This window comes from Aliiglaciecola sp. (genome assembly GCF_039982535.1).
In the GTDB taxonomy this organism is placed as follows: Bacteria; Pseudomonadota; Gammaproteobacteria; order Enterobacterales; family Alteromonadaceae; genus Aliiglaciecola.
The window spans coordinates 38171-55138 of sequence record NZ_JBDWYG010000008.1; the positions used below are offsets into that span (position 1 = coordinate 38171).

Genomic DNA, 16968 nt, shown 5'->3' on the forward strand with positions numbered 1-16968 from the left:
CGCTTTTATTCAACACACTTTTCCACAAGCCACTCTACTATTAACAAATGCTTAACAAAGTAACATGTGCGTAAATGTTTCACTCACGATTATTCGCACTGCACACAAAATGCGTACTCGGGTGAAAGCGATAGTTAATTATGACCAAATTAGCGTTCAATAATTACAAACAACTGAGCGTAACTTGAGGATATATCAATGAAAACTAAACATACGTTTATCAAAACTGTCATTGCCAGCGTAATGGGTGTCTCGTTAATGAGTGGTGCTTATGCTCAGTCGGACGAAATATCTAAACCTAAGGGACCAATGGGTGAAGGCGTAGCTAAATTAAATCAAGTAAGAAGTAATGCATTTTGGTGGCCTGATCAACTTGATCTATCGTCATTACGCGATCACGACGAACGTTCTAATCCTTACGGTCCAGATTTTGACTATGCAAAAGCATTTAGTGAGCTAGATTTACAGGCAGCAAAAGCTGATATCAATAAAGTGCTAACAGAGTCGCAAGATTGGTGGCCCGCCGATTTTGGAAACTATGGTCCGTTTTTTATTCGCATGACATGGCACAGTGCAGGCACGTATCGAACGCTAGATGGTCGTGGTGGTGCGGGTGGAGGTCAACAACGTTTTGATCCTCTCAACAGTTGGCCCGACAATGGAAACTTAGACAAAGCTCGCCGTCTATTATGGCCTATTAAACAAAAATACGGTGAAGCACTTTCATGGTCAGATTTAATCGTTCTAGCAGGAAATGTAGCCTTAGAAAATATGGGGTTTGAAACCTACGGTTTTGCTGGCGGTCGCGCCGATGACTGGGAGCCCGATATAGTGTATTGGGGTCCAGAAGTTGAAATGCTAGCGAGTGACCGCGAAGATCGAGATGGTAAATTACAACGCCCCTTAGGCGCGACTCACATGGGTCTTATTTATGTAAATCCCGAAGGTCCTCGCGGTGTCCCCGATCCTGTAGGTTCGGCTAAAAACATTCGTGTTGCATTTTCGCGTATGGCAATGAACGACGAAGAAACTCTCGCGCTTATCGCTGGAGGACATACTTTCGGGAAGATGCACGGTGCTCACAAACCCACTAATTGCTTAGAAGCTGAGCCAGGCGCTGCAGGCGTTGAAGAGCAAGGTTTAGGGTGGAAGAACAATTGCGGTAAAGGTCATTCTGAAGACACCATTACGAGTGGTTTAGAAGGCGCATGGACACAAGCTCCCACTCGTTGGACATCACTTTACCTAAAAAATCTATTAAACTTAGAATGGAAACAAACTCGCAGCCCTGCTGGCGCGATACAGTGGATACCTACCGACGAATCTATGCACAATAGTGTGCCCGATGCACATGTGAAAGATAAAAAGAATCCTCCCGTTATGACCACTGCTGACCTTGCGTTAAAATTTGATCCAGAGTATCGCAAAATAGCAGAGCGTTTTTTAGCTGATCCTAAAGAGTATCAATTAGCGTTTGCTAAGGCATGGTACAAATTAACTCACAGAGATATGGGTCCTACGAGTAATTATTTAGGGGAAGAGGTACCTAAAGACATACTAATTTGGACAGACCCTGTATCTGAAGATACCCAGTCTACTATTGATCAAGACGATGCAAATAAAATCAAAGCTGATATTTTGGATTCGGGCTTAAGCATAGCAGAACTTGTTCGTGTTGCTTGGGCATCGGCTGCAAACTATCGTGATTCAGACATGCGCGGTGGAACAAATGGAGCACGCATCGCATTAGCGCCTCAAAACCAATGGGCAATAAATAACCCAGACGAGGTTGCTAAAGTAATTAAAGTGTTGAAAGAAATCCAAGATGACGTAAATGGCGGATTTTTTAACAGCGATAAAGTGTCACTTGCAGACCTCATTGTTCTTGGTGGCTCTGCAGCAATCGAAAAAGCTGCAAATGATGCTGGGTATGATGTTGAAGTTCCTTTCAACCCGGGTCGAGGCGATGCTTCGCAGGAGCAAACCGATACTAATTCGTTTAGCTTGCTTGAGTTAAGCTCTGATGGTTTCCGCAACTATTTTGACGCTGATAATAGTTATAAATCATCAACCGAAATGCTCGTGGATAAAGCCGACCAGCTGGACTTGTCTGTCCCTGAAATGACGGTATTGATTGGGGGCTTGCGTACGCTAGGCGCCAATCATAAAAATTCCAAACATGGCGTATTTACCGATAACACAAATACCTTAACAAACGATTACTTTGTGAATCTGCTCGATATGTCTACTGTTTGGGAAAAATCGTCCAAAGAGGGTATATACCAAGGATTAGACCGTGAAACAAGTGAAACTAAATGGACAGCAACGTCAGTTGACTTAATATTTGGTTCAAATTCTGAGCTACGAGCAGTTGCCGAAGTGTATGCTTTTGACACCTCCAAAGAGAAGTTTGTGAAAGATTTTATTGCGGCTTGGACTAAAGTCATGAACTTAGGACGTTAAGCGTTGCGTATTTAAAATTTAAGTGAGGGGAGATTGCTGTGAGTTTGATATGCTCATGGCAATCTTTTTTATAATCGTAAAAACCAGTGTGCAATACTTTGCTTCTCTACTCACATACATATTAACAAGAAAGAATATTTGGCTTATCAGTTCCTTATACGATTAATAAGGTAAAACACACGAAATATTTACATTTTTCCGCTCGCAAATCTATCTCATTAAATCGAGTATAAGATAAATTAACGCTGCACACTACCCATGGTTACAGCTGTCTTTAAGGATGGTTTTGTGTTTTATAAAGGGAGGTTTTGGTGATATTTGTGAAAAGGACTGCCGTTAGTGCCTTACGTTACTACTCCATTGGTATTGAAAGTTTCAAACCTACTAGCAATCAGTCCTACTATGTATAAGTGATATAATGTTTCTTTGAACTCAGGGTAATGCCGCTTGACCAGTTGATACAGCAAAGTGTTTTCTGGGCGGTGTCGCTCTATTGCCAGCAACGGTATCATCCTTGAATGTGCTATTTGGATGATAGGATGACAAACATTGGTTGAATTTTCGACTGGTCGATAGATGGTTTTTGCTTGAATAGAGGTAAAGTGCTTACGTCCGGTATACAAAGCTGTCACTTAACTTTCAGCTGAATGTGTATTATCCCCGTAAATAGAAAAGCTTTACGTGAGAGAATCATAGAACATAACCTGTAGTTTGTTGCCAGACTACATATTGGCTTTCAAGAGTGAGTAAACTTGAAGGTAATTAATTCTTGAACGAGAATCTCTTTCAACAGGATGTAGAGCGTGAAAGGGGACTTGGAGAGCTCCATAATTATTATTTTCTTTCGACAAGAGAATTCTTGTCGAAAATCTCATTCTCATAAGCGATTTATCCCTTAAACAAACCTATTAGTAAATTCGAAACGAAGCCAGAATTTAATCGCTTGAAGCGATAAAGGCTTTGAAGAAACTTTATTCCTAATAAATAAGCTCAAACATAGCAAAGCTTTATAGAATCGTCCGTCAAAAGTGCAAGTTAATCTTATTGGGCGGGTTTGTACTGCGAGAAGCCACGCTCAAAAGGTAAGTATCATCAATCGGCAGTGAGAGAACTTGCCTACAAGTGGATCAGAATTGTTTATAAATGCTGGTAGACAAGAACACCCTATGATGAGTCAAAATATTTAAAAACCCTTAAAGAGAGAAATTCTCACTATTAGCAACATAAAACTCCTGTTGAATGACTCAGGGTGTGAAGAGAACTTTGGTTAATTTAGCCTCCAAATTCTGTTTAAGACAATGAGCAGCCGTCCAGCTTCTCAAATTTGGACAGCGAGTTTGTGCCAAATGCTGCTGTAAGAAAATCATTTAGCGAATGTGTACTCTTGGGCGATAGCAGACTTAGGCTTTTGTTGATTTTTTCGATATTAATTAACAATAAAGTGCCAATTGCGGTCTATCAATATATTAAAAATGCGCTAACTAGAAAAAGACCGGACATTCAAGAACAACCTAAAGAAACACCAATTGGTGAGTATACCTAGACCATATTTTTGTTTTTTTGCAGTACACGTTGTAGACATTTGTTTCATGGTAATCCTTTAGTTTTCTTTTACTTATCGGTGTTTTACAAGCGTTTCCCAGCCAGCAATACCATCTTCCAGTCCTATTTGTGGCGCAAGCCCTTCCAACGCTTGTAATGCCTGATCATTCCCAATTTCTTTGGCGATAACATAAACAGAGCCCCAATCTTCCACAGCTTGATGTTTTTCACCATTCTGATAATGAATATGCCCTATATTAAATAAGGTTGCACATAAACCCGACTTATCGCCGATTTCCTGTTGAATAGCGAGAGACTGTTTGAGGTAGGTCAGCGCGGTCTCGTAGTCACCCCGTGCCTTAAATATTTGCGAGATATTATTGAGGGTGGTGCCTTCCCCCGACTTATCGCCGATTTCCTGTCTTATAGCGAGAGACTGTTTGAGGTAGGTCAGCGCGCTATCGTAGTCACCCCGTGCCTTAAATATTTGCGAGATATTATTGAGGGTGGTACCTTCCCCCGACTTATCGCCGATTTCCTGTACAATAGCGAGAGACTGCTTGAGGTAGGTCAGCGCGGTCTCGTGGTCACCCCGTGCATTAAATATTTGCGAGATATTATTGAGGGTGGTACCTTCCCCCGACTTATCGCCGACTTCCTGTACAATAGCGAGAGACTGCTTGAGGTAGGTCAGCGCGGTCTCGTAGTCACCCCGTGCATGAGCAGTAGTTGCTATGTTATTGAGGGTGGTGCCTTCCCCCGACTTATCGCCGATTTCCTGTCTTATAGCGAGAGACTGTTTGAAGTAGGTCAGCGCGGTCTCGTAGTCACCCCGTGCATGAGCAGTAGTTGCTATGTTATTGAGGGTGGTGCCTTCCCCCGACTTATCGCCGATTTCCTGTACAATAGCGAGAGACTGTTTGAGGTAGGTCAGCGCGGTCTCGTAGTCACCCCGTGCGTCATAAATTTGCGAGATATTATTGAGGGTGGTGCCTTCCCCCGACTTATCGCCGATTTCCTGTCTTATAGCGAGAGACTGTTTGAAGTAGGTCAGCGCTTTATCATAACTGCCGACATGATGATACTGTTTTCCAATTTGGCCTAGTGTTTCTGCGAGTATTTTGTCAGGAAGGGTTAAGGTTAATGAAGGAATAAGATATTCATTTAACAAACTGTGATATAGACCGGCTCGGTTCAATGCTCCTGTGATTACGTTGAGAAGCAACTGCTGTGCTACCTCTGCTTCATCGGCATTCGTTAAGGCAGCATGAATTAGCAACGCTAAATCCAGACTTGGCCTTTGCTTGAGCAAGTCGTTATACAAATACAGCGCCGCGGCTTTTAGTGTTTCGATAGGTGTCTTCTGGCCGCGCTGTATTAAATAATCTTTTACTATTGGCGCTACCTGATATTCGGTTTCCATAAATTCATTGTTATAAATACGCTCTACCAGCGACACATTGGCGAGCGCTCGAATAGCATCTACATGCTCGCCTTTTTCGGAAAGTGGGGGTATCACTTTTAACGCGACAACGGAGATACCTTTAATTGGCACAGCTGTTGGGTAGGCGAGTATGCGCGCAAGTAGTGACTTTTCTCGTTCACTGAGCTGGCTAAGCACTTTTTCCAGCGCCATGTCTGTCTGGCTTTCATCTTTGGCTTGATTGAGGGCACTTAAAAAGTCGTTAGCCTCCGCTATATCCATCGTTTTGGAAGCATTGACAAAAAATTCGAACGCACGGAAGTTACCGCCTAATACATCGTACACTTCATGGCTTTTTCGATGCTCAGTAAGCGTGTTGAGTAAACCCCGTTGACGAGCAAACGCAATGAAGTCGCTATAAGCCGGTTTTTCTAAATCGTAATGCACGTCACCTTCCCATCCTGGAAGGCACCAGCGCGAAGTAAGGATGATACGCAGCCCTTGTGTCGTGAGTGTTTGCGCAACCGATATCCAAAACTTTAGTTCATCGTCAGTTAACTCGCGGCTTTGCAGGTCTTGGATAGATTCTAAGTTATCCAGAAATAACACCACTTTGCCCTGATGCTGGGCGAGGAGATATTTAAGCAGTGTTTGCGCTTGTTGTGTTTCGCTCATTCGCGCTTTTCTTTCATCGTACCGTGTTGCGTGACTGGCTTCTAAGGCAAACTCTAAGTCAGTTACGAAGTCTGACCATCGATTGCCTTCACGTGCTGAATAGGCAAATACTTCAAATCCTGCTTGCTTTAACTGTTGGCAAAGTTTACCGGCGAGTGCGGTTTTCCCCATGCCGCCTGCTGCGGTTAACAGCAGTTGTTTTTGAGTGCCATCGAGTAAAGGTTGCGATAGTGTGTACAACTCTCGCTTACGGCCTAAGAACTGCTCAGGGAGGCTGATATTGTCCATACTGTCATTAAAACTAATTACGTATTCTTTTGGCTCAGGTGTGAAAGACCAATCCACTAATGGCTGCGATATTTCATGGCTTATTAAACTGGGTAAACACCATTGCTGTTTAGTAATAGCCGTGCGGATAGGGTTATTTTGCTGCTCACGGGTAACATAGCCGCTGATATGTGTTTTGATGGCACGACGTGCATCTTGAAGTGCCGTGGCGACAGAATGTTTGTTGGCAATCTGCTGTAAAAACGTCGCCGCAAATTCTAAACCGGCATTGTCCAAAATGGACTCACGCATCCCAATCACGTGAGGAATACCTTTTTGTGCAAGACGAGTGCTTAGGCCATTATTAAGTTCTCGCGCATCAAATTTCCCGCTTTCACAGGCGGATAATACAATGGCCTGAACATGGGTGTTGTTGAAGCATGCAACTAAATCATCCTCACTCACCCCTAAACTATTGGCGTGGTTGTCTTCAAAGAGAAACTGACCCTGATAAGTATTATCTACCGCGTTGTGCTGTAAGGAGCCGTGGCCGCTTAAATAGATCAAATGTGGCTGATGCGCTTGCAGTGCTTGTTTGAAACTTTCAAAGCGTCCGTCATCAGGGCTAATTAGCGTAACCTGTCCCAGCTCTTCCAAAGGAGTCACAGCCTGAAGAATATTGGCTTTTTCTTCTTCAATCTGTAAGCGCCCGTGCTCGCCTAAATCCATGGGCATGGCGGCAAATAATAGGATACGTAACGGTGTGCACTCAGGAGCGGGTAAGTTGGGTGTAGGCTGCATCGGTAGGCGGCGCGATAGCGTAAAATGCTCTGAGCGCCCCAAAAAACCAAATTCAGGGTGATACAGAGTTTCCCAGGCTAAACTCAATACCGTGGGCTCATGACTTTCGATAACAATATTTAACGCCGCTTGACCGCTGGTTTGCTCATGGCGCGTAAATTCAGCCTCACAATCTACTGCTTGCCACAAGCTTGCCCCAATTGACGCTAATACTTCATCTTCAATTATAGTTGTTTTCGTTTGATAGGCTTGTGCAAGTTGGCTCGATTGTTCAACCAAGTGAGCATTAACCGCAAGAAACTGATGGTCTAAAGGAATAAGAAAAGTTGGGGGTGTCATGCGCTTCCCTGTAACGTTCATTCGCGATTGATTGGGTGGGTATCTGGCTGAGCTTGAGGAGTGTTTTTCTCGTCAATCTCAAACGCGTGCAAACAAAACTCACATTCGATTTCTATGATTTTTCCTTTCATGTCCTCAGTGAAGCGAATATGTGGCTTGCGCTTGCAGTGTGGGCAGGTGTAGTATCGAATTTCAAATGACATAATAACTCCTATAAAAAGCTACCAAACACGGCTACTGCTATACCTAAAAAGGTGAGAAAGCTAGAAATTACTAACAGACGAAATTTACGCAGTGCAGAGAAGTGCAAATATGCATTAATCGCGATTGCGCCTTTTGGCTTATCAGGGAGCGGCTCAATAATGGGGTTAGTTTTCACGTCATAATGCTTCATTGGAAATAAAGCTAAAAAACTAAGGCACAACGCAACAAACCAAGGGGTGAAAATGAACAGCAAATTGCTTACATCTGGTACTATTGAAATGGTTTTGACTGTTGTAGTTGTAATGTCCACTTCTTTGACATCCAGCAGTTTAAGGATACCTGCATATAAAGCAGGGATAGCTAACTGAAGTTTAATTAGGCCTAAAGCGAAGTTATCCAAGCGCTCGGCTTGTCCAGCGAGCTCTTTGTAAAAGCTTTCTTCCAGCACTTCATCAGCTTTGGTTTTAGTGGGCGTTTTAACACTAATGCGCTTTTGAGTGGTATGTGACATGAGCAAATCCTTTGTGCATGAATGTTAAATATACTATCGTTAAAGCGTTAGTAAATAAACCCGCGTTAAGATTGCTACTTAATGTTTTTAGCATGAACGGCAGCTAAGTATAAAGTTGCATGATAATTAAGGTTGAAAGACTATAAATCACTCAAGTCTGCCGTCGAGTGGTCCAAATATGAACGGCAGCTTTACACAGTATGCAGATCGCGTTATTCCTTTTTTCAAACGACTGTTGATCGCTCAAAGATATCGCTGTTATTCTGCTAATTCAACGACTTCAAAACCTACAAAGTGATCATTCAAAATAAGACAAGCCACCGTCTGCAAATGGCACTGCGGAGAGGGACAGCTTCGAGCGATTAGCGGACATTAAAAGATCAAAAAATCAGTCGCCTAAACCATCTCATTGCCGTCAGTCAAGTTTGGTTCGTGAACCTAACAATTACCACCAGGCAGAGATTACATAATTGGATAGAAATGGCCGTTTGGATTAGGTTTTGTATCACTAACAACCTCTTAACTAGCTTTCGCGGTTTGGTTGAATTTTTAAAGATTAAATCATTTAGATAATTGACCGACTTGAAATACTATAGTCGTGTAATTAGAAAAATCAAAAACATTATCCAGCTCTCTTCGTTTAAGATGCTTTTCTGCTATCGTACAAACGATGCTACTTTCTTCAGAAAGATCCAATGCATCTTTTAAACGAGTACCATGAAGACGTTTGAAACTTTAAATTAATGTCATTATTTCATGAGATTCTGTTTCGTAATTTAGATGTTTACTTGTAGTGTGAACTTTTTGTTATAGTTTGGTTTTATATTCAAAGTCTCCGTTTAATACTTTCTTATCATTTAAAGAGAACTCTTTATTTACCCTTAAACCACTGATAATAGAATATTCAGTGGGATGCCTTAATTTACAAAAAATTAAGAATAATAAAGGAAAAAGGTGTAGGGGATTTTTATAAGTTAAGTCAATAACTTGAAAAAGCTTTACAGCTTGAATTATATCTCTCAATCCTACTGTTTTCTTAATTGAGATGCGTTTTTTTATACAATTACCTAAAATCACATAATTATTTATTATCAGGTAATTGCAGGTAATTGCAGGTAATATGGAATCGTCTCATCAGGCGGTGAAGCTGTGTTTCGTCGTGCTCCATTTTACATAATCTATTGTTTCAGGATGATTGGCTCGCGCGTTTCAAGACGCCAAAAAAGCTCTCTACCACTGCATTATCATAGCAGTTTCCTCGGCCACCCATGCTGCATTGAATACCATAACAGCTCACGATAATCATCACAGGTGTACTGCGGGCCTCTGTCGGAATGAGAGACGGGGCACCGACATAACAACAATGCCCTAAACTGGTAATCAATCTGTAAATCCAATAGCCACAAGGTCCTGCTCCATAGACAACATGTAATGTTGCACCTGGGTATTTAGATTCAAACTGGCGGATAAGCTTTTTGATACTGACTTTAGAAGATGGAATACGACCATAGCGCATAGGTACGGCCTCTCTTTGTTCTTCGTAATAAGCCACTTCGTTAAATTCTTTGTGAGTATCCAATGCTAAAAAAAATTATGCTATGTTTGTTCATGCTAGCCTACAAATGATTTAGTCTTTAGCAAACTAATTTGGGTTCCGGCCAGCGCTCTGGTGGCTTTTAGCTAACCCACGAAAAAGCGGAGGCTAGCATTAATAAAGGGAGTCATTGTGTCTATGTTTCCATCTAGTTTAGAGAGTTGATTATGGAAGAAGAGAAAAGTCTAGATTTGATGGGAATTAAACCCGTTGCAAAAGCAGTAGACAAAGCGACCGACAAAACTGTGGATGGACTGAGTTCATATTGAGATCTCTTATTGTTCACCATCAGTTATTATTTCGTCAGAAGAGGAAAACGCTTTGAGTTTATCGCTGATCTTTCCGCCAATAAGATGAGCAACGTTGACCCGTAATGTCGACGGGATTGTCTTTTTATCCGAAAGCTCAGGAATGGTGCTTATCAAAAGCGTTTTCGGTATAGATAACAACTTCACCGCGTCTTCTACTGTAACAATGAACTCATCAATGTTCACACTCGGTGACTGATGATACGGTGCCGTCTCTAATGCATTAGCTACCCACTGTTCTATGGGCCAATTAGCTTTTAAATGTCTAGTCAAAAGGCGCAACGGGAAGAGTTGATATTTTACAGGTAAACGAGAAAATGGACTTTCGCTACCAATCAATTGCTGAACAAAATTTTGAAATCGAGGTTTATCAGTAAGCAATGCTATTCCTCGTATTAAAGTGGCGTGTAGATCTTTAAAGTGTGGGCGGGCTTTATGTGATAGATAAGTGGTAAAAGTGTTAGATAACAACAAGTCCGCAAGTAAACAATCGCAAATCTCATCGATGAATAGCTCTGCGATTTCTTCTTTAACCGGTGCGCTGGTTAACTGCTTAGCGCAATACTCATTAGGGCAAGTGTTGCTTAATAGTGCGACAGACCATTGTAATTTTGTTCCACAGTGATGACATACATCGGTTAATGCCAGTCTATGCCTCTCACAATAAAGGTTGCTTATGGCGCTCCACGCTTGCTTTAGATAGCCCGTCTCGATAACACACTGTGGGCATATTCTAGGTAAGTCGGAGTCGTTGCAGGTAAAGAGCGGTGAATAAATTATATCGGGCTTATTGTTAATAACAGGCTTTGGTATGTGAATGAGTTCATTTAAAGCGCTGCGCTGTTTAGCGCTTAATTTTTCTCTGGTTATTGCATCAAAGCACTTTGCATCCATCCAATCTCGCTCTGAGGTAAAGCCATTGCGAATTGTTGTTCGAAGTATAAGGCTGATCAAGCTTTCATCATCTATCAGCGATGGTAGGACTGAAAGCACTACTGGAACTCTCTGGATTCAAGTAATGCTAAAATGTCATCATCGCCAAGCATATCGGTATTAAATGGATTAAAGGCTGATGAGTTGATGCTAGCTAAATAAGCGTCTTCGAGCTTTTTAGGGAAATGGGACTGTTCGAATATTTGAGCGACGGAAAACAGTTTATTCAGCAGTCCCATTCTTCCTTCAGTTGCAATATGCAGCCTATTCAACAATTGTTTATCGTCCAAACTGAAGGTGGGGAACCTGTATTTTTTGGCAAAGTAATTACAACAGTTGATCCAGCACTGGCATCGAGAGGGAATAATTTGCAGTTGCTGTTCTGCCATAAAGCGTCTAGAGAGTTGCTCTTCTCCCTTGAGTCTTTCAGTCGATTTCCCATACTTGAGTCTAAGTAGCCTTCCTGCGACGGGCGTACCTAACATCATAAGAGCTATATTCGGGTTGTTATCGAGTAGCGCTGCAATTTGCTTTGCCATGCGCTGACTGGTGATGCCATCAATATCAGTCAAACACTCTTGAACTTCATCAATAATGATTAACTCGACTCTGTGCTCGCGTAACAATACTGTCAGTCTATCTTGAACAAAATGCGCTTTGTTAACATTGTTCCCAACAACATTGGTAAATGCCTTTACAATTTGTAGAAGTAAATCGACAGCCGTCCGCGTCTCAGTTAGCTTGACGTAGACGACAGGGCGTACTTTCAGTTCTGGTGTGTTAGATGAAGGGTATTGTTTTAGATATGAGGCAGCAAAATAGGACTTTCCCGTACCACTTAATCCTGTGATGAGCAGAGAGAAATTTGCGTCGAAACGTTTATGATGAACACGTTTTAAGAGCGCATTACATTGATTAAGGGATGGGTGGTCAAACATTGTTTTATTCATCCCACTTCAGCGTTTGCTGTTCTGCTCTCAAGCCAGTATTAACACGCTGAGTTGTTTGGCTAGCCTCTTTTTTTTGCTCCTTTTGAGAAAAAGATTGCCGCCGTTTAACAGGGCTGTGCGCATAACGCTTGTTACTTTCCTTAATCCGCTCTTCGACTGATAATCCCTTTGCGGCATTTTTTTTGGCTGACTCGGTTTCCTTTCCGCTGCTTTGGTGTCTAGATTTCTGATTAACTAACCGTTTAATTTTTCGGGTTGCGATGTCTCGTCGTCTCGGTAGGCCGTCTGTTCCTGCATTGAGTTCATCAAATGAGATAGCGACTTCAAGTTCTGTTTCTGATAACGCACGATTTTCCACTTTTGCGATAGTTTTCGGAGTGTCAAAACAGTCGAATCTAGCGATAACAGTGACCCAACGTGCATCATCAGGGTCAAATTTCACTATCACTGACATATCTTGGTGTGGGTCGAGTGTTTTCGCATCTAAGTAACATTGCTTGAGACGGGGATCTGCAAAGACTTGTTTGTTTACTTGCACCGTTCCGCGCTCCATTAATTTTGGACAGGCCTCAAGATAATGACAGGCAATAAATAGTTGTTCTATATTGACAGGAATAGTGGGTTGCTTCTCTATTGATTCGTTCCACACTTGCTGTGGCGTTTTTCCCTTCAAGCCGGAGTGAGGTTGATTAACATAATCTACTAAGTAGTCATGGAGTAAATCGCCAAATTCGTTTATCTCCAGTCTTGCCGCTTTTTTTATCGTCTCCTCAGAAGGCGGCTTAGTTGTCTTAGCTGTGCGTTTTCCTTTGTAACCTGGAACGCCAATAATGACTTCTCCGCTTGGGCCATCAAAAGAAGAACCTTCAAAGAACTCCTTTCGTAATGTACCAATGAATGACTCCACAAAAGGCTTGCGCCATGGTTCGTTTGACGGCGCTTTAATTAGTTCAGCACCGATCCGTTGGACAATCTGTTTTAAGGCTTCTGATTTGTAGCCAGAGCCGTTATCAACAACGATTTTTGCAGGGACACCGTGCGCAGAAAGCTTATTGCTGGTTTTCTCAAATATTCGTTTAAATGAGCGAACGGTTCCTTCGGTGTCTTCGTTCGTGCCAAGCTCGAAGGTCACACTGACTGGATAGCGTGAATGGCAGTCAATGGCGATGTATATACTGACATTTCCAGTCGGGACTTCATTTTCATCAATCAGTGCTAAGTTGAGGGACATTCTGTCCAATTCGACACGTTCCAGCACGCGTTTTGTCTCTATCTTTTTACAAAGCGTTCTCAGTGCCTTTTTTATAGCGCTGTAGTTGCCGGAATTTAAGATGATTTCGAACTCATTAAATGAACTTACTCGTCGCGTAAATGTTGATAGGCTGAGTAGCGCTACCGGTTCGCTTTGGCTACATTTTTCTGCAACGGCTTTTTCATACAATCGATAGCCTGCGGCGACATTCTCAATTCCACTTTTTACCCAGTGGTTAGTGGCGAATATATTTAGAAAGCTTTCACTGACGGCATCTATCCGTTTAGGTTGACTTTTTCGTTCGTTAACCGAATTTTCTAAAATGAAATCGGATTCTTTATACGCTTTCCACCATCGAGCGATGGTCGAATACCCGAATTTATTAAGACCAATATGGTGTTGGTCGTGAACAATTTGCTTAAGTTTATTCAGTGTTTTCTGTGTTGTAGGCCCCATACCTGACTTTACGAGCTTTTCTAGCTCGGTAATATAAGGGCGTCGTTTTTCTATCTCTCTTTTTTGATAGCTCGAGAGGGCTTGCACCTCGTGTCGCATAGAATATTGGGGAATGAGAGCCCCATTCTCTATCTGCTCGTCGAGAGCGTCTTTGGATAGATGTAAACCTAGCTCACCTGTTGAATGAAAGCGAGGTTTAAGTAGCGCTTGCTGACCATCGTAGTAAGCTAGACTAAACGCACGGTGGTCCTGATCGTAATAAATGTCACCGGTGACAGGTTGATGTAACATCTCACGCCCTCATCAACATTGAGTCTGCATCGAAAGGCCGAAATACATCGAATCGATAGTGATGCTTTGCCACCAACGCCCACGCATGCGCTTTTGTGGCACCGCTTAGTTTCTCAATGGCTTTTTCAAACTTAGAAAAGGTTAGTCGTTTAGGAAAAAGCTTAATGTCGGTGAGTAGTTCAGTAGTATCAATTTGCTTATAGGGATTAAGTAGCTCGTAGTTTTGGGACTCAACTCCATTAAAATCCTGTTCACTCACTAAAATTAGGTCGAGCTTGGTCATCTCATAGATAGACCGTTTCCGATGTTTGTGTTTCTGGAAAAAGTCATCGCGCATGTAAGAGGTATGTTTGACTTCGACGTACTCTGCGTGGCCTGACTGGTAACAGACGAGAAAGTCTGGAGTATAGCGTTTGCCGAAAACGGAAAAGTATTCTGGTTGCGTGGTGTAGCATACGACTGACTCATCGAACTCACAATGTAGCGCATACTTGCGTTCTAGGAATGATTCACACCACACATGGCAGCGGTTTTTATCGCTGTAAAAGTTGATGGTATGTTTTGAACGATGTTTACCGTACTTCTTTTTGCCTTTCATTTTTCACCCAAAAATTTTCGAGGATTTCTTGGCCCTTTGTTCATCCTTGTCTATTATTAAAGGTTGGCTTTGTGAAAAGCGCAAGTTCTGCTTATCCTTGTAATTCGGGTCTGAGATATGAGTTTATTACAACTTATTACAACTTGTTGCGGTATACTGGTCTGAGCTGTTGCTTTATTTTATTATTGATTGACTTCTTTTTTTATTTGCTAATAGTCAATGGCTTATGTTTGTTTTGAAGTGGGTTTATAAAATTTAGGACACGGTTTTAAACATAAAATAGAGTTAGTTAGTCACCCTTTCTAAAGTTATGATAAATATCTAAGTCAGTTCCAATGAAAGAAGACTTTTAAGCTAGATTTTTTAATAAATTCATTGAGATAAAGGTTTTAATTTTCAATTTTCGGAAAAATTTACTAATTTTTTTGAGGTTTTTTATTGGAATAGGGGGAACTTTGAATCAACTAGTCTTTATTAGACAGTTTGAGCCGCTCTATTTCTATATCTTTGGTTTCAAAATTAACGCCGTTTGTAAGCTCGACTGATGCTTTGTTATCTGTAGGTATTTCAATAATTTCAGTACCATCATATATCAAGTAAATCTCTTCCGTTAAAAATGCATTCATTTTATTTAAGTGCAAGAATAAACTAATTATGGACCGAAAAAATGACAAGAAGACACTCGGTTTTTATTGACAAAGGGAGTCATACCGACGCCTCAAACACTGACGCAACTACGCTGCGTCCGAGTGCTTTGACTTGATACTCATTGAGCCTCCCCAATCAGCGTAACTTTTCAACTACTCTGATAGGTGACAAAACCAAACGGAGAAGCTCAATGAACTTTTATACTAATACACATCCATACTATTGTGGAATTGATTTACACGCTCGCCTACTTTATGTCTGCATTATTGATGATAAAAGTGAGGTGCTGGTACATAAAAAGATAAAGGACTCCCCTGAACAACTACTCACGTTATTAACTCCCTATTTGGGTAATATCGTTGTTGGCGTAGAATGCATGCATTGCTGGTATTGGGTAAGTGACCTATGTAGACAGCATGCTATTGATTTCGTATTAGGTCACGCCTTGTATATGAAAGCCATACATGGCGGTAAAACCAAGAATGACAAAATTGATTCATTTAAGATTGCTAAATTGTTACGCGGCGGCAACTTTCCATTAGCCTATAACTACCCCAATGAATTACGGGCTACCCGTGATTTACTTCGTCGCAGAACTAAACTGGTGCGTTTTGGGGCTGACTTAAAAGCGCATGTGTCTAATACCGTTAGCCAATATAACTATCGTCCTCATTCCCTTAATCTACGCTACCCAGCTTCAAGGGATAAAATGTCCGATGTATTTGATGATATATCTGTACAACGTAATGTCGATATCGATTTAAACATGGTCGGCCATATCGAAACTGAATTACGCCAAGTCGAATGGTTTATTGAAAAACAAGCTAAACAACATAACGCCAGAGACTATTACTTACTCAAATCTATTACTGGCGTGGGTCAAATACTCGCCCTCACTATTTTATATGAAATAGGTGATATCAGTCGCTTTGATAGTGTCCAAAAATTCGCATCTTATTCCCGTTTGGTAAAATGTAAAGCCGAATCAGCAGGTAAAACCTATGGCACCCAAGGGAATAAAATCGGTAACGCTCATCTTAAATGGGCATTCTCCGAAATGGCCGTACTTTACTTGCGTGGCAATGACAAAGCCCGTGCATATTTAAACCAACTACAAAAACGCATGAGCAAAGCCAAAGCGTTATCTGCCCTAGCTCACAAACTTGGTCGCTGTGTTTACTTTATGCTAAAACGACAAAAGGTATTTGATGAAAAACGATTTTTAGTAGGTTAGTCACGCCATCCGGTGAGCTGAACGTCTAACTAGCGCCTTAAGCAGAGCATCAATAAATAGTGGTGACTTAATCACTGGTTTACGAAAACCCTTAGACATTGTTTATATGCCACCGCTAGGCAGCTACATTGCTTGATTAGACATCGGATGGGCGTGCATCAATACTCTGAACTAAATCGTTTACACCTAACCTGAGCCTGAAACTAACTGACAGATTTATCTAGTCCTACTCTTGAATAGTGCCGGTGTTGGGTTAACCGATGAATGTCTAGTGCCCCTGATATTAATATGGATATTGAAAATGCAGGCTGCGATGAGCTCGCATAAGAGAGCCTCTATATGTGTTTGCTGTAGGCGATTGCCTAATAGTCACAAAGACAGATGAAGTAAACCGCTTAGCTCAGAGATTTGGATTGATCTGAAAGAAAGATCAAAAGCACACTAATACCTATTGACTAACCTGAGGCTCATATGTGTTA

At 41.6% G+C, this 16968-nt stretch carries 9 protein-coding genes and 3 pseudogenes; 3 read left to right on the top strand and 9 right to left on the bottom strand.

Annotated elements, in window-relative coordinates:
- Positions 1–198: 198 nt before the first annotated feature.
- Together katG and ABJV04_RS01515 are read left to right on the top strand one after the other, a co-directional pair.
- A complete protein-coding gene (gene katG, locus ABJV04_RS01510; RefSeq protein ID WP_348489345.1) occupies positions 199–2463 on the top strand; it encodes a catalase/peroxidase HPI in 2265 nt (754 codons plus the stop codon).
- 1000 nt (positions 2464–3463) lie between these two features.
- Positions 3464–3613: pseudogene (locus ABJV04_RS01515) on the top strand (IS110 family transposase); the annotation flags it as partial.
- Between the two features lie 465 nt (positions 3614–4078).
- Here ABJV04_RS01515 and ABJV04_RS01520 read toward each other — a convergent pair.
- The 9 genes and pseudogenes from ABJV04_RS01520 to ABJV04_RS01560 all read right to left on the bottom strand — a co-directional run bounded on the left by ABJV04_RS01520 (position 4079) and on the right by ABJV04_RS01560 (position 14607).
- Positions 4079–7510, bottom strand: coding sequence for a tetratricopeptide repeat protein (locus tag ABJV04_RS01520; protein ID WP_348489346.1), 3432 nt, complete (start codon positions 7508–7510; stop codon positions 4079–4081).
- A gap of 17 nt (positions 7511–7527) precedes the next feature.
- A complete protein-coding gene (locus ABJV04_RS01525) occupies positions 7528–7713 on the bottom strand; it encodes a hypothetical protein (protein ID WP_348489347.1) in 186 nt (61 codons plus the stop codon).
- A gap of 8 nt (positions 7714–7721) precedes the next feature.
- Positions 7722–8225, bottom strand: a complete 504-nt coding sequence (locus ABJV04_RS01530) for a hypothetical protein (RefSeq protein WP_348489348.1) — start codon at positions 8223–8225, stop codon at positions 7722–7724.
- A 1204-nt stretch (positions 8226–9429) separates the two neighbouring features.
- Positions 9430–9568 (bottom strand): annotated as a pseudogene (locus tag ABJV04_RS01535) (IS3 family transposase); the annotation flags it as partial.
- A pseudogene (locus tag ABJV04_RS01540) lies at positions 9550–9835 on the bottom strand (IS110 family transposase); the annotation flags it as partial. The pseudogenes ABJV04_RS01535 and ABJV04_RS01540, both read right to left, overlap by 19 nt.
- 259 nt (positions 9836–10094) lie before the next feature.
- Complete coding sequence (locus ABJV04_RS01545) at positions 10095–11120, bottom strand: hypothetical protein (protein WP_348489349.1); 1026 nt, start codon at positions 11118–11120, stop codon at positions 10095–10097.
- On the bottom strand, positions 11120–12010 hold the full coding sequence (locus ABJV04_RS01550; RefSeq protein ID WP_348489350.1) for an ATP-binding protein: 891 nt from the start codon (positions 12008–12010) through the stop codon (positions 11120–11122). The genes ABJV04_RS01545 and ABJV04_RS01550 overlap by 1 nt, the downstream gene beginning before the upstream one ends.
- Entirely contained in the window at positions 12003–14009 is a 2007-nt protein-coding gene (locus ABJV04_RS01555) for a hypothetical protein (protein WP_348489351.1), read from the bottom strand. The genes ABJV04_RS01550 and ABJV04_RS01555 overlap by 8 nt, the downstream gene beginning before the upstream one ends.
- A 1-nt stretch (position 14010) precedes the next feature.
- Positions 14011–14607, bottom strand: coding sequence for a hypothetical protein (locus tag ABJV04_RS01560; RefSeq protein ID WP_348489352.1), 597 nt, complete (start codon positions 14605–14607; stop codon positions 14011–14013).
- Between the two features lie 838 nt (positions 14608–15445).
- On the opposite strand from ABJV04_RS01560, the gene ABJV04_RS01565 reads away from it, so the two are divergent.
- A complete protein-coding gene (locus tag ABJV04_RS01565; protein ID WP_348489353.1) occupies positions 15446–16489 on the top strand; it encodes an IS110 family transposase in 1044 nt (347 codons plus the stop codon).
- The last annotated feature ends 479 nt before the right edge of the window (positions 16490–16968 follow it).